We start from the raw sequence: 24021 nt of genomic DNA on the forward strand, positions 1-24021 counted from the left end.
GTTTTACCCCTCCATTAATAATAATTCTGGATTATTTAATAAGCGTTTGATGTGATTCATAGCATTTTGTCCAGTTGCACCATCAATTTGTCTGTGGTCAAAGCTTAATGATAAAGCTAATACTGGAGCTGCCACGATTTCACCATCTTTAACGATAGGTTTTTGAGCAATACGGCCAATACCTAAGATAGCTACTTCTGGGTGGTTGATAACTGGAGTGAACCATTGTCCACCAGCTGAACCGATATTACTGATTGTGCATGTTGCACCTTTCATTTCATCAGATGTTAATTTACCATCACGAGCTTTAACTGCTAATTCGTTGATTTCATCTGAAATTTGGAAGATTGATTTACGGTCTGCATTTTTAACTACAGGAACTAATAAGCCTCTGTCAGTATCAGCAGCGATACCAATATTCCAATAATGTTTGTGTACAATTTCGCCAGCTTCTTCATTGAATGAAGTGTTAAGTGCTGGGTATTTTTTAAGTGCAGAAACTAATGCTTTAACAACATAAGGTAAGAAAGTTAATTTAGTACCTTGTTCAGCTGCAACTTCTTTGAATTTTTTACGGTGATCCCATAAATCTTGAACATCAATTTCATCCATTAATGTTACGTGAGGAGCAGTGTGTTTTGAGTTAACCATTGCTTTTGCAATTGCTCTACGCATTGCTGGGATTTTTTCAGTAGTTTCAGGGAAGTCTCCTTCAGGTACTGATTGAGTTTGAACTGCAGAAGTATCTTCTGATGTTGATGCAGCTGCACTTTCATTTGAAGCTGTTGCTGCTTGAGCACCACCACCATTTAAGTGGTTATCAATATCTTCTTTAGTAATACGACCATTTTTACCTGAACCAGCTACTGCTTTGATGTTAACGCCTTTTTCACGTGCATATTTACGAACAGATGGCATAGCTTTGATTTGTCTATTTTCATCTACTTCTTCATCTTGTGAAGCTGATGCTGCTGGTGCTTCTTCAGTTTTAGCTTCTTCTTGAGTTGGTGTTTCTTCAGATGAAGCATCGTCATCGTGACCACCTTTAAATTGCATATCTTCTGCATCAGGTGCATCGATTTTGACAATAACATCACCTACAACTGCTACAGTACCTTCGTCAACTACAACTTCTTCAACAGTACCGCTAACAGGAGATGGGATTTCAACTACAGATTTGTCATTTTGAACCTCTGCTAATACATCATCTTCTTCAATTGTATCTCCGGCTTTAACAAACCATTTTACAATTTCACCTTCGTGGATACCTTCACCAATGTCGGGTAATCTAAATTCAAATGCCACGTTCTTGTCCTCCTAGATTTCTTATTCATCATTTAATAAATTTATAACATAGAGCAAGGACAGAATAATTTGAAAGCCTAAACACAAACTATTTTGCCCTAATTCTCTAGTTTACACTTACTTATTCACACATAGAGTAAAAAGTAAACATTTTGCTTACTTCCTATAAGTCTGCTTGCTAGCTAATTGATAAGCTAAAATATTAGAATTCTAAAGTTGCTTTAGCTTTTTCAATGATGTCGTTTTTGTTTGGTAACCAAACATTTTCAGCTTGTGTAAATGGATATACTGTATCAGCAGCAGCCACACGAGCGATTGGTGCTTCTAATGAAAGAATAGCACGTTCAGCTAATTCAGCAGCTACAGTAGCACCAACACCAGCTTGACGTTGAGCTTCTTGAACTACTACAGCACGGCCAGTTTTTTCAACTGATGCAACTAAAGTATCGATATCGATAGGTTGTACAGTACGTAAGTCAATAACTTCAACTGAGTAACCTTCTTTTTCTAATTCTTCAGCAGCTTTTTCAGATTCTTGAACCATTGCACCGTAAGCGATTAATGTGATGTCGTTACCTTCTTTTTTCACATTAGCTTTACCGATGTCAATTGTATATTCTTCTTCAGGAACTTCTTCACGGAATGAACGATATAATTTCATATGTTCTAAATATACAACTGGGTCATTAGATCTGATTGATGAAAGTAATAAACCTTTAGCATCATATGGACCTGAAGGAATAACTACTTTAATACCAGGTGATTGAGCTAAAATACCTTCTAAGTTATCTGCGTGAAGTTCAGGAGTATGAACACCACCGCCGAATGGTGCACGGATTGTAACAGGTGCTACTTTTGAACCACCTGAACGGAAACGTGTACGAGCAATTTGACCTGCAACTTCGTCAAATACTTCAAATACGAAACCAAGGAATTGGATTTCCATTACAGGACGGAAACCTTCAACAGTTAAACCAAGAGCTAAACCACCGATACCTGATTCAGCTAATGGTGTATCGAATACACGGTCTTCACCGAATTCTTTTTGTAAACCTTCAGTTACACGGAATACACCGCCGTTAACACCAACGTCTTCACCGAAAACTAATACGTTTTCGTCATTTTGCAATTCAGTTTTAAGCGCATTATTAATCGCTTGAACCATTGTCATTTGTGCCATGGCTTATTTCGACTCCTTCTCTTTGTAAATTTCATATTGTTCAGCTAAGTTTTGAGGCATATCTTCGTACATGATATCCATTAAGTCAATAACTGTTTGTTTTGGAGTATTGTCAGCCTCTTTGATAGCTTTCTTGATGTCGTCTTTAGCACGTTCAATAACTTCATTTTCTTTTTCTTCGTTCCATAATCCTTTGTTTTCAAGGAATTTTCTGAAACGAACTAATGGATCTTTTTTCTCCCAATCTGCATCTTCATCTGAAGTTCTATAACGAGTTGGGTCATCTCCAGCCATTGTATGTGGACCATAACGGTAAGTCATAGTTTCAATTAATGTTGGACCTTCACCATTAATAGCACGATCACGAGCTTCTTTAGTAGCTTGATATACAGCTAATGCATCCATACCATCAACTTGGATACCTGGGATACCTACTGCAATAGCTTTTTGAGCTAATGAAGTTGCTGCTGTTTGTTTACTACGTGGTGTAGAAATAGCATAGTTATTGTTTTGGATAACAAAAATTGCTGGTGCTTTATAAGCAGAAGCAAAGTTGATACCTTCATAGAAGTCACCTTGTGAAGAACCGCCGTCACCAGTGTATGTGATAGCAACTGCTTTTTTACCACGTTTTTTAATACCGAATGCTACACCAGCGGTTTGAATATATTGAGCACCGATAATGATTTGTGGACTGAATGCATTAACACCTTCAGGGAATTGATTTCCTTTGAAGTGTCCTCTTGAGAATAAGAAAGCTTCAGTTAATGGTAAACCATGCCAAATGATTTGTGGCACATCACGGTAACCAGGTAAGATGAAGTCCTCTTTTTCTAAAGCATATTGTGAAGCTAATTGAGAAGCTTCTTGTCCAGCTGTAGGCGCATAGAAACCTAGACGTCCTTGTCTGTTTAATGAAATAGAACGTTGGTCAAGAATACGTGTCCATACCATTCTTTCCATTAATTCTACTAGTTGTTCATCAGTTAAATCAGGTACTAAGTCTTCATTTACGACATTACCATCTACATCCAAAATTTGAACCATTTCAAATTTCGACTGAGTATCATTTAATACTTTTACTGCATCGAATTGGGCTTGTAACTTAGGAGCCATTCAATTCACCATACCTTTCCCATATAATAGAAATTCATTTTATCCTCTCATAGTGTACCACAATTTATTTATACTGTTAAATATTTTAGTAAAGTTCTGTATTACTAAAAAAGATACAGTTTTTTACAACTGTATCATTCCAATCAACTAATCTGTACTAATGCTTATATTGCTACAGATTATCAACATCTTGTTTTTCTTTATTTACTGTGTTCATAGCTTTTGAATAATCTTTAAATTTATTTTGGAAATTCTTCTGAGCTTTATTCAATGCATCATTTTTTTCATCAACTTGTGTTTGAGTTACACCATCTTGTTTAATAAGTTCGAACAAGTCTTTTTCTTTTTCCAAGACATTTTTATACGCACTTGCATATTCATCATGTACTTTATATTTATTTTTTACAGCATCGTCTAATTGCTTAACTTCTTTTTTCTTATCATCACTTTTAATTTCATCAATATGTGACTCGCCTTTTTTAAACTGTTTTTCAGAATCATTTAAAGTTGATACTTCTTTATCAAATGTTTCTTGTCTCTGTTTGATATTTTCAAGAATATCATCAGCAGCTTTCTTACGAGTATCCTCATTATCACTATTAGCTTTTTTATATAAACCTTGCTTCTTTTCCTCAAGTGAGTTTAATTTTTTGCTAATGCTATTAATTGATTGCTCTTTATCAAAAGCTTTTTGAATATTTTCATTATACGCTTTAACTTCTTTTTTATCTGTTGTACAGCCTGCTAATAAAATAGTTGATGCTGCTACTACCGCAACTGTTTTACGTAGTTTCATTGAGTGTAAACCTCCTAGTAGTCATTCGACTGTAATAATATAGAATTATACTTTATAAATCAAATGAAATAAGATAATGTACTTATTATTCATTTTTCTGTTATATTTTATTGTAAGGAAGGTGTATGACATGTTAACAATGAAAGATATTATAAGAGATGGTCATCCTACGTTACGTGCTAAAGCTGAAGACGTAAGTTTGCCTCTTTCTGATGAAGATAAAAATACATTAAAAGAAATGCGTCAATTTTTAATTAATAGTCAAGATGATGACATTGCAAAAAAATATGGTTTACGTTCTGGTGTAGGTCTAGCCGCCCCACAAATTAATGTTTCAAAACGAATGATTGCTGTCTATTTACCTGATGATGGAAATGGAAAAGCTTATGACTATATGCTAGTTAATCCTAAAATTATGAGTCACAGTGTTCAACGTGCTTATTTACCTACTGGAGAAGGTTGCTTAAGTGTGGATGAAAATATCCCTGGTTTAGTTCATAGACACTTCAGAGTAACAATTAAAGCGTTAGACATTGATGGTAACGAAGTTAAATTGAGATTAAAAGGTTACCCAGCAATTATATTCCAACATGAGATTGATCATTTAAATGGTGTTATGTTCTATGACTATATTGATCAAGATAATCCATTAACTCCACTACCTGATTCTGTTGAAGTATAACTTTTATCAATTTTATTTTGCTCAAACTATTTTCAATGATGGAACTAGTTTGAGTTTTTTATTTGTATTATGGTTGTTAAATTAAATTTATTCCTTTTAATAATTTTTAAAAATATATAACGTTTATGAAGTAATGAAGAGATATAAACTGCTTTATTTATTTATATACATAATGTAAAATGAGTAGTAACTGAAATCTTAGTGTAACGCTAATTTTCAAATAATGAACGACATTAACAATTACCTTAGTGAAAGCTTGAGACTCAAATTTACAAGATATTTATATGAATGTATATCATTAGGTCGACAATCATCAAGTGACTTTAAAATCATTATTTATACAGATAAATTTATCTTTTTATTTATGATTTATGAAGCAATTCCTATTGTCGTAATCAACTAGATTTGAAGTATCAAGTTAATAAATTAGGGTTCAGATTAATATAATCAATTTAGATGTTTAAATTTAGGAGGAACTATCCAATATGGCAGTATTTAAAGTATTTTTCCAACATAATAAAGATGAAGTAATCGTTCGTGAAAACACAAATACGATTTATGTTGAAGGTGAAACAGAAGAACAAGTAAGACGTTATTTAAAAGACCGCAATTACAATATCGAATTCATTACTAAATTAGAGGGCGCACATTTAGAATATGAAAAGGAACATTCTGATCATTTTAACGTGGAGAATGCTCAATAATGAAGCAATTACATGCTAACGAAGTAGGTGTATATGCTTTAGGTGGCTTAGGTGAAGTCGGTAAAAACACTTATGCTATCGAATATAAAAATGAAATTGTTATCATTGATGCCGGAATAAAATTCCCTGATGATAATTTATTAGGGATTGATTATGTTATTCCTGATTACACTTACCTCGAACAAAATCAAGACAAAATTGTCGGTCTATTCATTACACATGGACATGAAGACCATATAGGTGGTGTGCCCTACCTATTAAAGCAAATTAATGTACCTATCTATGGCGGTCCATTAGCATTAGGATTAATTCGCAACAAGTTAGATGAACACAACTTATTACGTAATGCTTCATTAAATGAGATTACAGAAGATAGTGTTATTAAGTCTAAACACTTTGAAATATCATTTTACCTAACTACACATAGTATTCCTGAAGCTTATGGTGTAATAATTGATACACCTGAAGGTAAGATTGTTCATACAGGTGACTTTAAATTTGATTTCACTCCTGTAGGCGAACCTGCGAATATTGCTAAAATGGCAGAATTAGGTAAGGAAGACGTATTATGTCTATTATCTGACTCAACAAATGCATTAGTACCTGATTTCACATTAAGTGAACGTGAAGTAGGTCAAAATGTAGATAAAATTTTCCGTAGCTGTAAAGGACGTATCATATTTGCTACATTTGCTTCTAACATTTACCGTGTACAACAAGCGGTTGAGGCTGCTATTAAATACAATCGTAAAATAGTAACATTTGGTCGTTCCATGGAAAATAATATTAAAATTGGTATGGAATTAGGCTATATTAAAGCACCGCCAGAAACTTTTGTTGAACCAAATAAGATTAACAATATTCCAAAACATGAATTACTAATTTTATGTACAGGATCTCAAGGTGAACCGATGGCGGCTTTATCAAGAATTGCAAATGGAACTCATAAGCAAATTAAAATTATACCTGATGATACTGTTGTATTTAGTTCATCACCTATTCCAGGTAACACTAAGAGTATCAATCGCACGATTAATGCATTATACAAAGCGGGTGCTGATGTTATCCACAGTAAAATTTCAAATATCCATACATCAGGTCACGGTTCTCAAGGCGATCAACAACTTATGCTTCGCTTGATTCAACCGAAATATTTCTTACCAATACACGGTGAATATCGTATGCTTAAAGCGCATGGACAAACTGGTGTCGACTGTGGTGTTAAAGAAGAGAACGTCTTTATCTTTGATATCGGTGATGTACTCGCATTAACACATGACTCTGCTCGTAAAGCCGGGCGCATACCTTCTGGTAATGTGTTAGTAGATGGTAGTGGAATTGGTGATATAGGTAACGTTGTTATTCGTGATCGTAAATTATTATCTGAAGAAGGATTAGTCATTGTAGTGGTTAGTATTGATTTCAACACTAATAAATTACTTTCAGGTCCAGACATCATTTCTCGTGGTTTTGTGTACATGCGTGAATCAGGTCAATTAATTTATGACGCTCAACGCAAAATTAAAACCGACGTAATTTCTAAATTAAATGCTAATCCAAACATTCAATGGCATCAAATTAAATCTTCAATCATTGAGACATTACAACCTTATCTATACGATAAAACTGCTCGTCGCCCAATGATTTTACCTGTGATTATGAAAGTAAACGAAGATTAAATATAATGATGTACTTCACATAGAGAAATCCGTAAATGAATTATAATATTCATTTACGGATTTTTTATGGAATTTCACCTATGAATCTTTTTCTTGATTAAAATTTGCTGGCAACGTTTTAACAAATGTAAATAATACAATTGTTTGAATCACAACCATTATCATTAATCCAATTCGAATATATAAGTTTGAAATCATAAAAATAGAAAAACCAACTACTATATATAAACTTATAAGTATTCTTATTTTTTCTTTCATAGTATACCCTTTGTATTTTTTTAAATTTTCAACATAATTTTTATAAATTTGAATGCTTTCAAGCCATATTTTGAATTTCCGAGAACTATTAGTAAAACAAATCGCTGCTAAAATTAGAAAAGGTGTCGTAGGTAGTAATGGTAATACTGCCCCTGTAAACGCGATTACAGTAAATACTATTCCTAATGCTATTAATACATATCTCATGTAGTAGAATCATCACTCCATCATCTTATTCTCAAAAAATTGTTGCTGATTTTTAAATTCTTCTAACTGTTTATAAAAACATCACAAATATCAATGTTACTAAATATGAAATCAATAGATTTTTATTTAGTAGTCATTAAATAGTTGTGATGCAACATTTATCTTACAATTTTCTTTTCAAAACGATTTAAATCATTATCGTGTCCGATCATAATCAATATATCTCCAAATTCTATATTCATAGACGGGTCTGGTGATACAACAATTTCCTTGCCTCGTTTAATTGCTATTATATTAATTCCAAATTGCGCACGAATATCCAAATCAATAATTGATTGGCCTGTCATTTTTTCGCTTGCTTTTAATTCAACTAGTGAATGCTCATCTGCTAATTCAAGGTAATCTAAAACACTAGCACTTGCGACATTATGAGCGATTCGTCGTCCCATATCTCTTTCAGGATGGACAACTGTATCCGCACCAATTTTATTTAAAATTTTAGCATGATAATCATTTTGAGCTTTAGCTGTAACTTTCTTAACTCCTAACTCTTTGAGAATTAGCGTAGTTAATGTACTAGATTGAATATTTTCACCAATCGCTACTATAACATGATCAAAGTTACGTATCCCTAAACTTTTCATCACTGCTTCATCAGTAGTATCAGCTACTACAGCATGCGTTGCAATATCACTATATTCATTGACGCGTGCCTCATCCCTATCAATTGCCATAACATCCATATCTAATGCATTTAATTCTCTTACAATACTTCCACCAAATCGACCTAACCCAATAACAACATATTCTTTCTCCATTTAATGACTACCCCTATCTATAAAAAAATAAGGAAAAAGCTGAAACAATCGACATCATGTAGATCACTATTAACCAAGTTAATGTACATAGATGTTAATTATTTCAGCCCCCTTTTATTATTATAATTATTTTTTACCCTCAACATATTCTTTATCGAATACAAATAATCTTAATAATAATATTAACGATGGAACTAATAAAAGTAAACCTAAAATAAATACAATCACTAGTGCTAAGCCCATTGAAGCATTAACACCTGAATCACTCACTTTGATGTATGGATATAACAAGTAAGGTAATTTACTTATTCCGTATCCATAAAAAGCGAATGCCATTTGTAATATAACCATAATAAATGCTAGACCATGATATTTCTTGATGAAGTTTAAAATTCCGGCTACTACAAAACAAATGAAACTTAATGCGAACATCCACCAATAATTTTGAACTGCATTATTAAAATGATCTGCATTTTGAATTCTTAGAGATAAGAAAACAAATAGAGAAATAATAATCATTGGAGGTCCCCAGAAAATAAACCATTGTCGCATATATTTATAAGCTACTTCGTCTTTAGCTTTCGAAGCGTAATATGTTAAAAATCCAGAAGAAATATATAATACACTTATGATTGCTAGAAAGACGACTGACCATGCAAATGGACTTAGTAATAATTGGAACCAATCTAAATCAAAATGAGAACCACGTTCAGTAATATAGCCACCTTCAGATATAGTTAATACCGTTGCCAATGATGCTGGTATTAACAAACCTGTAAGTCCATACATGATAATCCATGGTAATTTAGTATCCTGACCATAATGTTCAAACGCGTAAAAGCTTCCTCTAATAGAAATTAAAATCAACGCAATTGAACCAGGAACTAATAGCACAGTACCAAAGTATAACGCTGAATCAGGGAAAAACCCTACGAATCCGACAAAGAAGAAAACAAAGAAAACATTAGTAACTTCCCAAACAGGATTTAAGTAACGCTCTACTAAGTGATTTATCTTTCTCTCTTCCCCAGTTAATTTAGTGTGTAAGGTAAAGAAACCTGCACCAAAGTCAATTGAAGCAACAATGATATATAAGAATAAGAAAGTCCAAAGTACGGTAATACCTATAGTTGTGTAATCCATTAAGCATGACCTCCTTTTTCAATGACTTTATCTACATCATTTTGAGCAGGCTTGTCTTTGAACATGCGAATTAAAACATATGCAGATGTAAAAAGTAATACTAGATAAAGTAGTCCGAATAGAATTGTTACAAGTGTTATTCCTCCTGCCTGAGTAGCAGCTTCACTTACTCGCATATAACCTCTAACAATCCATGGCTGACGACCTACCTCAGTTAAAAACCATCCAAATTCGATTGCTAACATTGCAGCTGGTCCTGTAAGAAGAACTGCATATAGCATACCTTTATGCGTAACGTATTTACGCAGTTTTTTAATCATTAAAGTTAAAATAAAGGCTCCTGAAATAACAAAACATAACACACCCATAGTTACCATTAAGTCAAAGAAATAATGAACGATTAATGGAGGTAATTCATTTTTAGGGAAGTCATTAAGACCCTCTACTTTAGTATTTACATTGTTGTCTGCCAAGAAACTAAGCATACCTGGAATCTTGATTGCACCTTCAACTTCTTGAGTCTTTTCATTTAGAACTCCGAAAAATACTAAATCAGCCTTAGATTGTGTATCAAAATGCCATTCGTAAGCTGCAAGTTTTTCTGGTTGAACTTGATGTAAGAATTTAGCAGATAAGTCTCCAGCTAACATTGACAATAATGTTGATATGAAACCAACAATCATAGTCATCTTTAAGGCCTTTTTATGATATTCTGCATCTTTGTTGTATTTATTTTTCAATAATTTAAAAGCTGCAATAGATGCAAGAATAAACGCCATTGTCATACCTGCTGTAGCTACTACATGAAACGCCCTAACTAGGAATGATGAATTGAACATTGCTTCAAGTGGTTGTACATTAACCATTTTGCCATCTTTCATTTCAAAACCTGCAGGTGTATTCATAAATGAGTTTACAGAAGTAATAAAGAACGCGGAGAATGAACCACCAATGATGACTGGTATACTAATAATGAAGTGTGTCCATTTATTTTTAAAGCGATCCCATGTGTATAAATAAATACTAAGGAAAATAGCTTCAAAGAAGAATGCAAAAGTCTCCATAAATAAAGGTAAAGCAATCACGTGCCCACCCATTTTCATAAATGTTGGCCAAATTAATGATAATTGTAAACCGATAATCGTACCAGTTACAACACCAACAGCCACAGTAATGGTATAACCTTTCGACCAACGCTTAGCTAGTGCTATATATTTAGGATCCTTGTTTTTAATTCCTAAAAATTCTGCGATTGCGAACATTAAAGGCATACCAACACCGACAGTCGCAAAGATAATATGTACTGCTAGAGTCATACCTGTTAGGAAACGACTAATTTCAACGGAATCCATAATTTTATCACCTTTTCTATATCTAATTTTTAAAAAGCAATTAATTTAAATTATATTATGTTCTAATTTCTAACTAAATCCTTTTGCTTAAATTTAAGAAAGATTTTTAATATGTAATTCACATAATTTTCACAGTTTGCAATTGGATCAAAAATTTTATATAGTAATTTTCATGATAACAACCAAATTGGGAGTGAACTAAATTGACGGAATTAGTTATTTATACACAAAATGATTGCCCGCCTTGTACATTTGTAAAAAATTATCTTACAGAACACAAGGTAGATTACATTGAAAAAAATATCTCGAATAATGAATACCGTTCTGAGATGATTGATTACGATGCATTTGCTACACCTTTTATACTTTTAGATGGTGAACCAATGTATCAAGTTGATTTGGATAAAATCAACACTAAGTGTCACATTAAATCATAAAGTCATCGCAGTAATAACCTAACACTAAAAAGGAACTATTTAGTTGTTAGGTTTTTTATTTTGTAATACAAAAACACCTCAACTTAAGTTAAGGTGTTCCGAATACATCATTATTTAGAAATGTTATTAACTAAATCTTTTACTTCTTCTTGAGTAGCACAATTAATTGCACGATTTGCTAATTCAGACATTTCATTTTTACTTAAACCATTAATTTGTCTTCTAGCTTTTAAGATAGATGTCGCACTCATTGAGAATTCATCTAATCCTAAACCTAATAATAATGGGATAGCTGTTTCGTCTCCAGCCATTTCACCACACATACCAGTCCATTTACCTTCTTTATGAGAAGCTTCAATGACTTGTTTAACCAAGCGTAAAATAGCTGGGTTATAAGGTTGGTATAAGTATGAAACGCGTTCTGACATACGGTCAGCTGCCATAGTATATTGAATTAAATCATTAGTACCGATACTGAAGAAATCCACTTCTTTAGCAAAGATATCAGCTAAAGCAGCTGTAGATGGAATCTCAACCATGATACCTAACTCAATTTCATCAGATACGTCATGACCATCATTTTTAAGATTTTCTTTTTCTTCTAAAAGAATGGCTTTAGCATCACGGAATTCATTGATTGTAGCTACCATTGGGAACATAATGTTTAATTTACCGTAAGCTGACGCGCGTAATAATGCACGTAATTGTGTTCTGAAGATATCTTGCTGATCTAAGCATAGACGAATTGCTCTGTAACCTAAGAATGGGTTCATCTCTTTAGGTAGATTTAAATAAGGTAATTCTTTATCGCCACCAATATCTAATGTACGAACTACAACTCGTTTGTCTTTCATTGTTTCTAGCACTTTTTTATAGGCTTCAAATTGCTCATCTTCAGTTGGCATTTGATCTCTACCCATATATAAGAATTCAGTTCTATATAAACCGATTCCTTCAGCACCATTTTCCATTACACCGTATAAATCATCAGGTGTACCGATATTAGCAGCTAATTCAGCATGTTCACCGTCGATTGTTACCGTTTCAGCATCACGTAATTTTTGTAATTCTTTTTTATCTTCAAAGAAACGTTCACGTTTGTTTTGATAAGCAATTAACTCATCTTCTGTAGGGTCAACAATAACGTCACCTGTGATTCCGTCAACGATAACCATATCGCCTTGTTTAACTTCTTTAGTAACTGATTTTGTACCAACAACTGCAGCAATTTCTAATGATCGACTCATAATTGCTGAATGGCTCGTACGACCACCAATATTTGTTACGAAACCTTGAACAAATTCTTTATTTAATTGTGCAGTATCTGAAGGCGTTAAGTCGTTACCAACGATAACAACACTTTCATCAATCATACTTGGGTTTGGTAATTTAACACCTAAAAGATGTGCTAGCACACGTTTAGATACGTCTCTAATATCTGCTGCACGCTCTCTCATGTATTCATTATCCATAGATTCGAAGATTGTAATAAATTGTGAAGTTACTTCATCAAGCGCTTCTGGGGCACTCACTTTTTCGTTCGCAATTTTGTCTTCGATTGGTTGAATCAACTCTGGATCATCAAGTACTAATAAATGCGCATCAAAGATTGCGGCTTTATCAGGACCTAATTGTTTTTCAGCATTATTTCTGATTTTAGTTAATTCAATTTTAGAAGCTTCTAACGCATTTCTGAATTTTTGGATTTCAGCATCAGTATCAGTGACTTTTTCATTAGTGAATGATAAATCAGGTTCTACTAATAAATAAGCTTTAGCAATTGCGACACCGTCTGATGCCGCAATACCATTAATTAATTTTGACATAATTATTCAGTTAAACCTTCTTTAGATAAGACATCACTGATAGCTTGAATTGCGTCTGCTTCATCGCTTCCATCAGCATAGATAGTGATTTCAGCATCTTTACCTACACCTAAACTCATAACGCCCATGATTGATTTTAAGTTAACTTTTTTACCGTTATATTCTAATTGAATATCTGAATCAAATTTTGATGCAGTTTGAACTAACATAGTTGCAGGACGTGCATGAATACCAGTTTCATCAATAATTACATAAGATTTTTGTTCCATAATCTATTTCTCCTTCGCAAAGTTAGAATATTCAAATTTGTCATAATCTAACATAATTTTATACCATAACACTACCAAAATATAATACTAAATTCAATTCTAATAGGATTGAAAAACTATTATAATCGGTTTTTATAGAAATAAACAAGTGTTTCAAATTGTATAAATTAGATTCTAATCTTCAATATTTTTCACTTACTTATAATATGCACAAAACACTAATTAAAATCCCTATAACAACTTCGGTTTAAATGATATTTTAAGACAAATTTGTATGATAATTATTTTAGCTTTATCACTAAGCTCACTTCAATTATACTACAACATTTTCAATTTAAATAATATCATGAAGCACTTTTTCACATTTTTCGATATGTTCACGTCCAAGTTTATTCATGAAATAATAGCTTATTGATGCTGAGACAACTTGTCCCACAACTGGGAACCATTTAGTTTGTTTTGCTGCCGCACGTTTTGCCATATCTCTAATAATCACTTTAAGTACTGCACTAGACACTTTTCTACCAATAAGTGAACTACCTTGTATAGCAGCTGCTGCAAGAATTCGTTCTTTCACATCATCGCCAAGTGTATTAACTTGTTTGTGATCTAAACCATAAATTTTATTAATATCTTCAATAATATCTCTCATTAATTTAATATCTACACCGAAATCTAATCCTGGAATTGGTACAACACTCATACCTGAAGATAAAAGTGACTTTTTCTTCACAATTGTTTCTGCTTTAGCTCTGCGCTCAGCTATTTCTTCTTTCGTTGTTGGTAAAATACTTTTTTCTTTAATTTCTTCAATGTTTAGAACTTTATTACCAACTTTGTTTGTAACTCCACTTGAAAATCTATTCATAATGCCCATTAATAGACACACCTTTCATAATTCATTCATTAAACATTTATACCCACTTTTTATCATTTAATGCTTGATATTAATGAATACAGCTTTTAAATATTTTGAGGGTTTATAGTGTGGATGTGTTTTAAAGTCCTTAGGTAAGCCCATTACTTCCTCAATTTCGTAAGTTACACCCGCTTCGTTAAGTGCTGTTTTAATAACATTTTTAAATGCTTTTAATGAGAAAGCACTTGAATTTGTACATAATAATAACGAGCCATTTGGAGCAAGTATACTTAATGCACCATTAATTAAATCATCATAATTCTTTTGTACTGAGAATGTTTTCTTCTTATTTCTTGCAAAACTTGGTGGGTCAATAACTATTGTTTCGTAAACTTTGCCATGTCGTGCAGCATAATTGTAAAAATCAAATGTATCCATAACATATATATATTGACTTTTAGGGTCAATACCATTTAAACCAAAGTTTTCTTCAGTTAAACTACGTGAACGGTTGGCTAAATCTACGCTTGTCGTTGATTTAGCATTTTGAGCAGCTACTACAGAAAACGCACCTGTATAACTAAATAAATTTAGTATATCTTTCTCTTTTGCAAAATGATCACGTAATTTCTTACGTACTTCTTTTTGATCTAAGAATATACCTGTCATCAAACCATCATCTAAGTCTACATTGTAAAATGTAAAATTCTCCTCTATAACTATTGGAAAATCAGGTGTTTCACCGAGTACATGTCCACCGGTGTATTCAGAGTCTTTAAAACGCATTTTTTCATAAATTGACTTAAATGGAAATACTTGTTGAATGGCTTCAATGACATTATAGCGAAACTTATATATCCCCTTTGAATACCATTGAATCAATAAGTGACCATCGTAATTATCGATTGTTAAACCTCCGACACCATCGCCTTCAGCGTTAAATAGTCTAAACGCATTGGTTCCTTCAATGTGATAGTAATAATCACGCTCTTGTAATGCAATTTGAAATTGTTTTTCGAAAAAAGAAGTATTAATGGCTTCGTTTTGATCATAACTCAATACCCAGCCTAAACCTTTATGTTGACGTCCTACATATGCAGTCGCAATGTACTGTTCTTGACCGTTCATAAGATAAAATAGATCGCCTTCTTTTAAATGATCATTGTTATAAATATCATCTTCATCCACAAGTGGATATTGATTTAAATACTTTGATTCCTTACCTCTATTTAAAGTTGCTATTTTCATTTGTTAACGCTCCTAATTTGAATGCTTTTGTAGTTTAAAGTTTATAAAAGTTTCTAAATATTATTCGTTATTATTTTAACAAATATGAATTTGTCATTACACAAAATAACATAAACAAAAAAGGTGGATCGCGAAGTCTATTTTGTCACCATAGATTTGACGCTTCCACCTAAGTAAAATTTGAAATAATTAAGGTCTTTCTCTCAATTGTAACGTAAATGCGATAATAACCGCCATCAACATTAAGATTAGAGTTGGAGTAATAAAAATCGATAATAATAATCCATGAATCATAATGTTTACGAATTCAGTTAACAATTTAAAGAATAGAATACTAATCATAAATAATTGTAAATAATAATGTTTACCTCTTAAGAAATGTGTAAATGTAGTTGCAATGTATGTAATGATTACAAACATTAACAATAACAATGTTACCCATTCAACAACATATTGCGTTTGAGATAGTTCCCATTCACCAGAAACAAACAATGCGTTTCTGTTATTAAATTCGATAAATGTAAATAAGAATAGAATGAAACCACAGAATATTTCTACATATGCTGGTTTAATCCATTTAGGACGTCTCATCCAATTTGGTATATCATCTTCTTCAATATTAAATACATTTTTGAATTTATTTTTAAATTTATCACGTTTTGATCTGATTTTATCTAAATCGACACTTCTTCTCGTCTTTCGTGCATATTCTGATGTTTTATCTTGAAGTTGTTTAAAATGAACTTTAGACTGATTCGAAACATTTCCCTTACTTGTTCTTGATAATTCAGGTTCTTCTTCCCCCAATTCTTCTTTAGTTAATGGTAAAGCTCTTCTTAAGAATAGGGAATTCCATATTGAAGCTTGCGCTAATAACCACATAACTAAGAAAAATGTATTTACACTTAAGATATCTATTGGTGCAATTTCATTGGCATCAATTTTACCGTATAGAGAAATTTGAGTAATTAAATAACTTATTCCGTATGAAAAGATAATCCATAGATAATGGCTTTTTCTATTAGCAACATTAAGTTCATCTTTATATACAATATAGCCTGTGTGAATTATAAAAGGAATAATAAAGATAATTGCCCAAAAACTGTACACTTGAGTCATTAAAGTAATTGAAATGAGGAAGTATAAAATCCCAATAATTAAAAAGAAAATTGAGATGTCGTAATCATATTTCGTAGTTCTAAATAATGCGTATCCAATAAGCATTACAAGAACACCAAACAGAATAATTATGACTGCACTAATAATAGGAAAGTTGCCTATGAACCTACTCATCACTCTAATTATTTCACTGAAGAATGCATTAAGAAAATCCCATAAATTATGAATTTTCAATTCAACTTTTTCTTTATCTTTTAATTGATTGATTAAAGGTAAGTTTATTAATATTATGAGACCCGTGAAGAGTGAAACGATACCGATAATATAACTAAAAATTATCTCGGTGTGTTTCTTAAGAAAAGACATACTGTTCACCTCAAATTTCATTATATAGTAAGATGTTCATCTTGTCTTTATTAAACAATAAAATACATCTCGAGACCTATATAAGTTTATCCTACTTTTATATGGGTAAACTTAAATTGTAATCATTAATCTATCAAGGAGTGTTAATTATGACAAACGAAGATGCTAAAAAAGCAAAAGAAGTTGAAGAAAAATTAAAAGAACAAAATGAAGAAAAATCAGATGATATTGAGCAAACTAAAAAAGATATTCAAGACACTTTAGATTAATTATTAAGAAATCTCAATTCGCTGAAGTTGAGAACAATAAAATATTTAAACGCTACACTGCTAAAAAGTAGTAGTTAACTAAAACTGAGAGAACGCTCTTTTCGAGCTTCTCCCAGTTTTTTTTACTACAAGGTTTAAATATTCTAGAGATTTCACATGCTAAATGTATTAAGAAACAGCGTGTTCAAAGTAAAATCAAATCTAACCCTCCTTTTTATTTGTAACTTAGCAAAATCATCTTGACATTAAATCTTAAAAGTCATACATTTAAAATAAATTAAATATAAAACGCACTAGGGGTGTGTATACTGAGATGAGGTTTAACCTCGAACCCTTTGAACCTGAACTAGTTAAAACTAGCGTAGGAAAGTTTTGCTAATATAAATAATTGTGGTAAATACATATAGCATTTTATTTAAATTCACGCACAACTTTTCTACGGATGGTTGTGCGTTTTTTTAGGAGGTAATAACATGTCAAAAGGTTTAAAGCTTTCAGAAATATTAGTAACTGTTCTGATTGCAGTAGTATTTGCAATTATTTATAATTTATGGTGGTTTGCATATAATGTGGCCCAAGTTGCCGGTGTTCACATTGAGCAATTAACTTATGGCGTTTGGTTTATGGCAGCTATCGTTGCGTATTTAATAATTCCTAAGCCTGGTATTGCACTAATTGCAGAATTTGCTGCAGGCGCTGGTGAAACAATCGTTATGGGTAAATTTGATATTCCTACAATTGTATATGCTATTCTTCAAGGTTTAGCTTGTGAAATTATTTTTGCTATTTTCAAATATAAATCTAGATCATTAATGGTTGCTATATTAGCAGGATTAGCAACTGCTTTAATATCATTCCCAGTTGATTATTATTATGGCTATTTAGCTGAAGTAGCAGGATGGAACCTCCTTTTATTCATTATCTTCCGTTCTATTAGTGGTATAGTAATCGCAGGTTTATTATCTTATCTGATTGTTAAAGCATTAGATCAGACAGGCGTAACGAAATTATTCCGCCCTGCATTTCAAAAAGACTACGACAACCTATAAGGGGAAATTAAATTGTTAAAAGCGAAAAATTTACGTCTAAAATATCCTAACGGCGAACGTAAAATCTTTGATAATTTAAATATTGAAATTAAAGATAAAGAAAAAGTGCTTTTACTAGGTCCTTCTGGATCTGGTAAGAGCACATTGCTTAATGTTTTAAGTGGTATCGTTCCAAATCTAATTGAATTACCGATGAAATATGATGAGCTTGAAATTGACCCACACTCCGGCGTTATTTTTCAAGATCCAGATACTCAATTTTGTATGCCTAAAGTGTATGAGGAACTTGCATTCGTTCTTGAAAACAAACAAGTGCCACGAAGTCAAATGGATCCACTCATTGAAGAAGCTCTTGCTTCTGTTGATTTAAATGTTACTGATAATACTTTTGTCAATCATTTAAGTGGTGGCATGAAACAAAAACTCGCTATTGTAGAAACTATTTTACAAGAAGCTAATACATTATTCTTAGATGAACCAACTGCCATGTTAGATGTAGATGCTACAGCTGATTTATGGCATAGACTTATTCAACTATGGTCTGATCAAACTGTACTTATAGTAGAACATAAAGTTGAACACATTTGGGAACACGTGGATAGAGTCATTTTAATGAATTATGATGGTCAAATCATAGCAGATGGAACACCAGATTATGTGTTGAAAAATTGCGAAAGTTTACTCACAGAATTTGGTGTATGGCATCCACAAGCTTGGGACCATGCCCCAGAATCATCTAAATTTTCACATAGTACAGATGATACGCTATTTGCCTATAAAAATGGTAATATTATTCGAGGAAAAAAACATTTGTTCCAAGTACCCGAATTAACTGTTCGTTCTGGAGAATGGATTACTATTACAGGGAAAAATGGTACAGGTAAAACAACATTATTAGAATCTATGATGCAACTAATAAAGTATGAAGGCGTTATGTCATATAAAAATACTACGTTAAAGAAAATTAAAGACGCAGCTCAACATATGTATTTAGTTTATCAAAACCCAGAATTACAATTCATAACAAATTCAGTTTATGAAGAGATATATATTCATTATAATCATCAAGAACCATCAATCGCTGAAAAAGAAACGATGAAACTATTAAAGTTATTACATTTAGAAGCTGTTAAAAATCAACATCCTTTTGAATTATCTATGGGACAAAAACGACGACTTAGTGTGGCCACTGCACTTAGTTCACGAGCAGAAATCATCTTACTTGATGAACCTACATTTGGACTGGATAGCCATAATACTTTTCAATTAATTGAACTATTCCAGGAAAGAGTTTCTAATGGACAAACCATTATTATGGTTACTCACGATCCTGAAATCATACATCGTTATCCAACACGTCGTTTAATAGCTGAAGACAACCAACTCATCGAGAAGGAAGGTGAATCAAATGTTTGAACGTTGGAAGAAACATTATTCCTTTGTAGATGACGTTAATATCATTACAAAACTTTTACTTGGTGTATCATTATTTATTTTCATTATTTTCGTTCACAATTTTGATTATATGATTTATATAACAATAATTATGTTTATTTTTTTAATGGCATTTAATGGGACTCAATTTAAAATCACCGGTGCATTTATTTTAGCCTCTGTCTTGTTTGCCTTATTATCATCATTATTTATGATTCTTTATGGTGATGGTACGCATATGTTATTTAAATGGGGGATTATTCAAATTAGTACTGAAAGCATCCTATGTGGTTTACATTTATCACTAAGAACTATAACAGTCTCTATGTTTGGTATTTTATTAGCATTGACATCCGAAATTGTAATGATTTTTTACAGTTTGATGCAACATTTAAAAGTAAAACCAAAAATTGCATATGCATTTATGGCTGCAATTAGAATGGTGCCTCTCATTTTCACTTCATTAATTCAATTAAGACGGTCATTGAAAATGCGTTATCAAATGATTGATGCTTCAAATTATAGAGGTCTAAAACGATTAAAACATTTATTGATACCTATATTAAGCCAAAATATTCGTCGAGCACATCAATTGTCTGTTGCGATGGAATCTAAGGGTTTTAAGGACGGTCCTAGAACCTATTATTATAAAGCACCATTTTCTTATAAAGATATTTTATTTATTATTTGCGTTGTGGCTATACTAATTATCGCATTTTATCTTTCACAATACTTTCCTATAACAGGCATTACTGATGCACGAGTATCAGGTTATACATCATAGATACAAGGAAGTGGGACAGTAATAATATTTTTCAAAATTTATTTCGTTGTAACCCCAGCTTGCTTAGCTTGTAGAATTTCTTAATGAAATTCTCTTTGCTAGGGCCCCAAACCCCAGCTTGCTTAGCTTGTAGAATTTCTTAATGAAATTCTCTTTGCTGGGGCCCCAAACCCCAGCTTGCTTAGCTTGTAGAATTTCTTTGAGAAAATTCTCTTTGCTGGGCCCCGCCTACCAGGCAAGGTTGATTAGAATTAAAAAAAGCTTGTTACAATGGCATTTTAAATCAGTCAACTACTGCCAATATATAATTGTAGCCTGAGTCATTGAATTATGTCTCAGGCTACAATTATATATTCACTTATTTTAATGCTTTATTTCCAATATCATTACGATAAAATAGATTATCACTCTTAATTTTTTCTACATTTTTATAAGCTGCTTTTTGCGCTTCTTCAATTGTTTCTCCTTTTCCAACAGCTAATATAACTCTGCCTCCTGAAGTAACAAATCCATCATCTTCTTTATGCAATCCACTCACAAAATAAGTATCATTTAATTCAAAGCCTGTTACTTTAGCTCCTTTTTCATAAGCACCTGGATATCCTTTAGAAGCTAGCATAACTCCTACAACAAAATCATCTTGCCATTGAAATAGAATAGGTTCTTTACGATCTAAAGCAACAATTTGAGCCATTAAATCACTTTCCAAACGACTTAATAAAACTTGAGCTTCAGGATCACCAAAGCGCGCATTAAATTCAATTACTTTCGGGCCTTCTGACGTTAAAATAGCACCAATATAAAGTAATCCAAAATAATCATAACCTTCAGCTTTCATCGCTTTTGCAATAGGCTGTGCAATATCTTTATTTGTGCGTTCTAAGACATCTTCAGTAATATGTGGCACCGGGCAATATGCACCCATTCCTCCAGTGTTTGGTCCTTCATCATTATCAAAAGCACGTTTATGGTCTTGCGCAATACAATCAAATGGAACTGCATAATCCCCGTTAATAAATGTCATTAATGAAAATTCTTCACCCTCTAAAAATTGCTCAAAGACCACTTCACCATGTTCTTCAGGATAAAGTGATTCTACTGCTTTAATTGCGTCTTCACGTGTTTCAGCAATGATTACACCTTTACCAGCAGCTAAACCATCTTTTTTAACTACAATTGGTAAATCACAATGATTTACATATGTCAGCGCATCTGTTTTGTTATTAGTTTCTTTATATTTTGCTGTTGGAATATTATATTTTTGCATAATTTTTTTAGCGAACAACTTAGATCCTTCAATTTGAGCTGCATCTTTATTAGGACCAAACACTTTAACTCCTGATTGACGTAATTTATCAGATAAACCATCAATTAATGGTTGTTCAGGACCAACAACCACCCATTCAACCTTATTTTCTTTAACAAAGTTTAAGATTGACTCATGATCAGACTCTGCAATCTCAGTATGCACTCTTGCAACATTAGCCATAGCATCATTACCTGGAATTACGTGCAATTGATCAATTAACGGTGATTGATGCAATTTATTTGCTAAAGCATGCTCTCGACCACCTGCTCCGATAACTAAAACATTCATTTATATTACCCCTTCCATTATTTTGAATGATTAATTAATGCTTAAAGTGACGCATGCCTGTAGTCACCATGGCAATACCATATTTATTCGCCATATCTATTGAGTCTTGATCTTTAATTGATCCACCCGGTTGTATGATGGCTTTGATACCATGTTTTGCAGCTAATTCAACCGTATCATCCATTGGGAAAAAGCCGTCTGATACTAAAGCAACATTGTCATTCATTTCTATAGCACGCTCTAAAGCTATTTTGGCTGAACCAACACGGTTCATTTGACCTGCACCAATGCCTACAGTTTGTTTGGTATTGCTCAATATAACAGCATTACTTTTAACAGATGGAATCACTTTCCAACCAAGTAGCATTGCATCCCATTGATCATCTGTAGGCGCTTTTTCAGTTACTACTTTCATGTCTTCTTTAGCTACCTCAAAATTATCTTTATCTTGAACTAAATACCCACCTGAAACTGAAACAAATTCTTCTTCACGATTATCAATCGTCATATCTATTTCTAATAGACGTATGTTTTTCTTTTTAGTTAAAATGTCTAAAGCTTCATCAGTAAATCTTGGAGCAATCACTACTTCTAAAAATATAGCATGTAATGTTTCAGCTAAATCAGCAGTTACTGTTCTATTTAATGCGATAATGCCACCAAAGATAGATTGATTATCTGCATCATAAGCATGTTTAAATGCAGTTTCAATATTGTCGCCAATACCAACACCACAAGGGTTCATATGTTTAATTGCAACCGCAGCAGGCTCTTTAAATTTCTTAACAAGTGAAAGTGCAGAATCAGCATCTTTAATATTGTTAAAACTTAAAGCTTTACCATGTAATTGTTTAGCACCTGCAATTGTGTGTTTGCTATTCGAAGTACGAACAAAACGCGCTGATTGCTGAGGGTTTTCACCGTATCTTAATTGTTCACTATCACCTTTGAAAAAACTTACAATGGCATGATCATATTCGTTCGTATGTGCAAAAACTTTAATCATTAATTCTTTACGGAAATCCTCATCGAGTCGGTCTTCCTTTATGCGTTCAATGACTTCATTATAATCAGCTGGATGTACAATTGTAGTCACATGTTTAAAGTTTTTAGCTGCAGCACGTAACATTGTAGGTCCGCCAATATCGATGTTTTCAATTGCTTCTGCTTCTGTTACATCCGGTTTTGCGACTGTTTTTTGGAAAGGATATAAGTTAACTACTACCATATCGATTAAATCAATATGTTGTTCTGATAACTGTTCTAAATGTTCAGGTTTATCACGATCTGCTAAAATGCCACCATGTACTGCCGGGTGTAATGTTTTAACACGTCCGTCCATAATTTCAGGAAATTGCGTTAATTCTGAAACAGATTTCACCGGTACAGAAGCATCTTCTAAAGCACCTTTAGTTCCTCCAGTTGAATATAATTCATAATCTAATTTGATTAAAGATTTAGCAAACTCCACTATTCCACTTTTGTTTGAGACACTTAAAATTGCTTTTTTCATTATTAGATTAA

General features: G+C 32.5%; 23 protein-coding genes and 1 riboswitch. Of the genes, 8 read left to right on the top strand and 15 right to left on the bottom strand.

Annotated features, from left to right (window positions below):
- Positions 1–3: 3 nt before the first annotated feature.
- The 4 genes from BDW31_RS01955 to BDW31_RS01970 form a co-directional block, all read right to left on the bottom strand.
- A complete protein-coding gene (locus BDW31_RS01955) occupies positions 4–1305 on the bottom strand; it encodes a dihydrolipoamide acetyltransferase family protein (protein ID WP_037549358.1) in 1302 nt (433 codons plus the stop codon).
- A gap of 202 nt (positions 1306–1507) precedes the next feature.
- Positions 1508–2485: an alpha-ketoacid dehydrogenase subunit beta gene (locus tag BDW31_RS01960; protein ID WP_011276134.1), complete on the bottom strand. Its 978-nt coding sequence runs from the start codon at positions 2483–2485 to the stop codon at positions 1508–1510.
- 3 nt (positions 2486–2488) lie between these two features.
- Entirely contained in the window at positions 2489–3601 is a 1113-nt protein-coding gene (gene pdhA / locus BDW31_RS01965) for a pyruvate dehydrogenase (acetyl-transferring) E1 component subunit alpha (protein ID WP_011276135.1), read from the bottom strand.
- Between the two features lie 172 nt (positions 3602–3773).
- On the bottom strand, positions 3774–4397 hold the full coding sequence (locus BDW31_RS01970) for a YkyA family protein (protein WP_053024632.1): 624 nt from the start codon (positions 4395–4397) through the stop codon (positions 3774–3776).
- A 130-nt stretch (positions 4398–4527) separates the two neighbouring features.
- On the opposite strand from BDW31_RS01970, the gene def reads away from it, so the two are divergent.
- The 3 genes from def to rnjA all read left to right on the top strand — a co-directional run bounded on the left by def (position 4528) and on the right by rnjA (position 7462).
- Positions 4528–5079 (top strand): peptide deformylase, encoded by a 552-nt coding sequence (gene def / locus BDW31_RS01975; RefSeq protein WP_011276137.1) that lies wholly within the window; start codon positions 4528–4530, stop codon positions 5077–5079.
- A 485-nt stretch (positions 5080–5564) separates the two neighbouring features.
- On the top strand, positions 5565–5783 hold the full coding sequence (locus tag BDW31_RS01980; RefSeq protein ID WP_002448185.1) for a DNA-dependent RNA polymerase subunit epsilon: 219 nt from the start codon (positions 5565–5567) through the stop codon (positions 5781–5783).
- Complete coding sequence (gene rnjA / locus BDW31_RS01985; RefSeq protein WP_053024631.1) at positions 5783–7462, top strand: ribonuclease J1; 1680 nt, start codon at positions 5783–5785, stop codon at positions 7460–7462. The genes BDW31_RS01980 and rnjA overlap by 1 nt, the downstream gene beginning before the upstream one ends.
- Positions 7463–7540: 78 nt before the next feature.
- On the opposite strand, the gene BDW31_RS01990 is transcribed toward rnjA, so the two are convergent.
- The 4 genes from BDW31_RS01990 to BDW31_RS02005 form a co-directional block, all read right to left on the bottom strand.
- Positions 7541–7927, bottom strand: a complete 387-nt coding sequence (locus BDW31_RS01990) for a YbaN family protein (RefSeq protein WP_110709024.1) — start codon at positions 7925–7927, stop codon at positions 7541–7543.
- Between the two features lie 158 nt (positions 7928–8085).
- The gene (locus BDW31_RS01995) at positions 8086–8745 is read right to left on the bottom strand and encodes a potassium channel family protein (protein WP_011276142.1); all 660 of its coding nucleotides are present in this window, start codon (positions 8743–8745) and stop codon (positions 8086–8088) included.
- Positions 8746–8871: 126 nt separating this feature from the next.
- Complete coding sequence (locus tag BDW31_RS02000; protein ID WP_053024630.1) at positions 8872–9888, bottom strand: cytochrome d ubiquinol oxidase subunit II; 1017 nt, start codon at positions 9886–9888, stop codon at positions 8872–8874.
- Positions 9888–11240 carry a cytochrome ubiquinol oxidase subunit I gene (locus BDW31_RS02005; RefSeq protein ID WP_037549345.1) on the bottom strand — a complete coding sequence of 451 codons (1353 nt, stop codon included), beginning with the start codon at positions 11238–11240 and terminating at the stop codon, positions 9888–9890. The genes BDW31_RS02000 and BDW31_RS02005 overlap by 1 nt, the downstream gene beginning before the upstream one ends.
- Positions 11241–11443: 203 nt before the next feature.
- Between BDW31_RS02005 and BDW31_RS02010 the strand changes: the two genes are divergently transcribed.
- Complete coding sequence (locus BDW31_RS02010) at positions 11444–11677, top strand: glutaredoxin family protein (RefSeq protein ID WP_011276145.1); 234 nt, start codon at positions 11444–11446, stop codon at positions 11675–11677.
- 110 nt (positions 11678–11787) lie between these two features.
- On the opposite strand, the gene ptsP is transcribed toward BDW31_RS02010, so the two are convergent.
- The 5 genes from ptsP to auxA all read right to left on the bottom strand — a co-directional run bounded on the left by ptsP (position 11788) and on the right by auxA (position 17364).
- Positions 11788–13503 carry a phosphoenolpyruvate--protein phosphotransferase gene (gene ptsP / locus BDW31_RS02015; RefSeq protein WP_053024629.1) on the bottom strand — a complete coding sequence of 572 codons (1716 nt, stop codon included), beginning with the start codon at positions 13501–13503 and terminating at the stop codon, positions 11788–11790.
- Between the two features lie 2 nt (positions 13504–13505).
- Positions 13506–13772 carry a phosphocarrier protein HPr gene (locus BDW31_RS02020; RefSeq protein WP_011276148.1) on the bottom strand — a complete coding sequence of 89 codons (267 nt, stop codon included), beginning with the start codon at positions 13770–13772 and terminating at the stop codon, positions 13506–13508.
- A 334-nt stretch (positions 13773–14106) separates the two neighbouring features.
- Entirely contained in the window at positions 14107–14649 is a 543-nt protein-coding gene (locus BDW31_RS02025) for a DUF697 domain-containing protein (protein ID WP_110709026.1), read from the bottom strand.
- 57 nt (positions 14650–14706) lie between these two features.
- Complete coding sequence (locus BDW31_RS02030; RefSeq protein ID WP_110709028.1) at positions 14707–15879, bottom strand: class I SAM-dependent rRNA methyltransferase; 1173 nt, start codon at positions 15877–15879, stop codon at positions 14707–14709.
- 189 nt (positions 15880–16068) lie between these two features.
- Positions 16069–17364: a lipoteichoic acid stability factor AuxA gene (auxA, locus tag BDW31_RS02035; RefSeq protein WP_110709030.1), complete on the bottom strand. Its 1296-nt coding sequence runs from the start codon at positions 17362–17364 to the stop codon at positions 16069–16071.
- Between the two features lie 149 nt (positions 17365–17513).
- Here auxA and graF point away from each other — a divergent pair, with 149 nt between their 5' ends.
- The 4 genes from graF (at position 17514) to BDW31_RS02055 (ending at position 20900) form a co-directional block, all read left to right on the top strand.
- Positions 17514–17633 (top strand): glycopeptide resistance-associated protein GraF, encoded by a 120-nt coding sequence (gene graF, locus BDW31_RS12555; RefSeq protein ID WP_110709032.1) that lies wholly within the window; start codon positions 17514–17516, stop codon positions 17631–17633.
- Positions 17634–17918: 285 nt separating this feature from the next.
- Positions 17919–18018: riboswitch (TPP riboswitch) on the top strand.
- An 88-nt stretch (positions 18019–18106) separates the two neighbouring features.
- The gene (locus tag BDW31_RS02045) at positions 18107–18682 is read left to right on the top strand and encodes an ECF transporter S component (RefSeq protein ID WP_110709034.1); all 576 of its coding nucleotides are present in this window, start codon (positions 18107–18109) and stop codon (positions 18680–18682) included.
- A 12-nt stretch (positions 18683–18694) separates the two neighbouring features.
- Positions 18695–20098, top strand: a complete 1404-nt coding sequence (locus tag BDW31_RS02050; RefSeq protein WP_053024626.1) for an ABC transporter ATP-binding protein — start codon at positions 18695–18697, stop codon at positions 20096–20098.
- A complete protein-coding gene (locus BDW31_RS02055; protein WP_110709036.1) occupies positions 20091–20900 on the top strand; it encodes an energy-coupling factor transporter transmembrane component T family protein in 810 nt (269 codons plus the stop codon). The genes BDW31_RS02050 and BDW31_RS02055 overlap by 8 nt, the downstream gene beginning before the upstream one ends.
- Before the next feature lie 358 nt (positions 20901–21258).
- Here BDW31_RS02055 and purD read toward each other — a convergent pair whose 3' ends face one another.
- Both purD and purH read right to left on the bottom strand, forming a co-directional pair.
- Positions 21259–22497 carry a phosphoribosylamine--glycine ligase gene (purD, locus tag BDW31_RS02060; protein WP_037549317.1) on the bottom strand — a complete coding sequence of 413 codons (1239 nt, stop codon included), beginning with the start codon at positions 22495–22497 and terminating at the stop codon, positions 21259–21261.
- Between the two features lie 34 nt (positions 22498–22531).
- Positions 22532–24010, bottom strand: coding sequence for a bifunctional phosphoribosylaminoimidazolecarboxamide formyltransferase/IMP cyclohydrolase (gene purH / locus BDW31_RS02065; protein ID WP_037549314.1), 1479 nt, complete (start codon positions 24008–24010; stop codon positions 22532–22534).
- Between the last annotated feature and the right edge of the window lie 11 nt (positions 24011–24021).

The sequence above is a fragment of the Staphylococcus sp. AtHG25 genome (assembly GCF_003217445.1).
Lineage (GTDB): Bacteria > Bacillota > Bacilli > Staphylococcales > Staphylococcaceae > Staphylococcus > Staphylococcus haemolyticus.

Excerpts from the sequence above, each read along its gene's own strand:
- BDW31_RS01960 (WP_011276134.1), bottom strand. The coding sequence starts at position 2,485 with ATGGCACAAATGACAATGGTTCAAGCGATTAATAATGCGCTTAAAACT.
- pdhA (WP_011276135.1), bottom strand. The coding sequence starts at position 3,601 with ATGGCTCCTAAGTTACAAGCCCAATTCGATGCAGTAAAAGTATTAAAT.
- BDW31_RS01970 (WP_053024632.1), bottom strand. The coding sequence starts at position 4,397 with ATGAAACTACGTAAAACAGTTGCGGTAGTAGCAGCATCAACTATTTTA.
- def (WP_011276137.1), top strand. The coding sequence starts at position 4,528 with ATGTTAACAATGAAAGATATTATAAGAGATGGTCATCCTACGTTACGT.
- BDW31_RS01980 (WP_002448185.1), top strand. The coding sequence starts at position 5,565 with ATGGCAGTATTTAAAGTATTTTTCCAACATAATAAAGATGAAGTAATC.
- rnjA (WP_053024631.1), top strand. The coding sequence starts at position 5,783 with ATGAAGCAATTACATGCTAACGAAGTAGGTGTATATGCTTTAGGTGGC.
- BDW31_RS01990 (WP_110709024.1), bottom strand. The coding sequence starts at position 7,927 with ATGAGATATGTATTAATAGCATTAGGAATAGTATTTACTGTAATCGCG.
- BDW31_RS01995 (WP_011276142.1), bottom strand. The coding sequence starts at position 8,745 with ATGGAGAAAGAATATGTTGTTATTGGGTTAGGTCGATTTGGTGGAAGT.
- BDW31_RS02000 (WP_053024630.1), bottom strand. The coding sequence starts at position 9,888 with ATGGATTACACAACTATAGGTATTACCGTACTTTGGACTTTCTTATTC.
- BDW31_RS02005 (WP_037549345.1), bottom strand. The coding sequence starts at position 11,240 with ATGGATTCCGTTGAAATTAGTCGTTTCCTAACAGGTATGACTCTAGCA.
- ptsP (WP_053024629.1), bottom strand. The coding sequence starts at position 13,503 with ATGTCAAAATTAATTAATGGTATTGCGGCATCAGACGGTGTCGCAATT.
- BDW31_RS02020 (WP_011276148.1), bottom strand. The coding sequence starts at position 13,772 with ATGGAACAAAAATCTTATGTAATTATTGATGAAACTGGTATTCATGCA.
- BDW31_RS02025 (WP_110709026.1), bottom strand. The coding sequence starts at position 14,649 with ATGGGCATTATGAATAGATTTTCAAGTGGAGTTACAAACAAAGTTGGT.
- BDW31_RS02030 (WP_110709028.1), bottom strand. The coding sequence starts at position 15,879 with ATGAAAATAGCAACTTTAAATAGAGGTAAGGAATCAAAGTATTTAAAT.
- auxA (WP_110709030.1), bottom strand. The coding sequence starts at position 17,364 with ATGTCTTTTCTTAAGAAACACACCGAGATAATTTTTAGTTATATTATC.
- graF (WP_110709032.1), top strand. The coding sequence starts at position 17,514 with ATGACAAACGAAGATGCTAAAAAAGCAAAAGAAGTTGAAGAAAAATTA.
- BDW31_RS02045 (WP_110709034.1), top strand. The coding sequence starts at position 18,107 with ATGTCAAAAGGTTTAAAGCTTTCAGAAATATTAGTAACTGTTCTGATT.
- BDW31_RS02055 (WP_110709036.1), top strand. The coding sequence starts at position 20,091 with ATGTTTGAACGTTGGAAGAAACATTATTCCTTTGTAGATGACGTTAAT.
- purD (WP_037549317.1), bottom strand. The coding sequence starts at position 22,497 with ATGAATGTTTTAGTTATCGGAGCAGGTGGTCGAGAGCATGCTTTAGCA.
- purH (WP_037549314.1), bottom strand. The coding sequence starts at position 24,010 with ATGAAAAAAGCAATTTTAAGTGTCTCAAACAAAAGTGGAATAGTGGAG.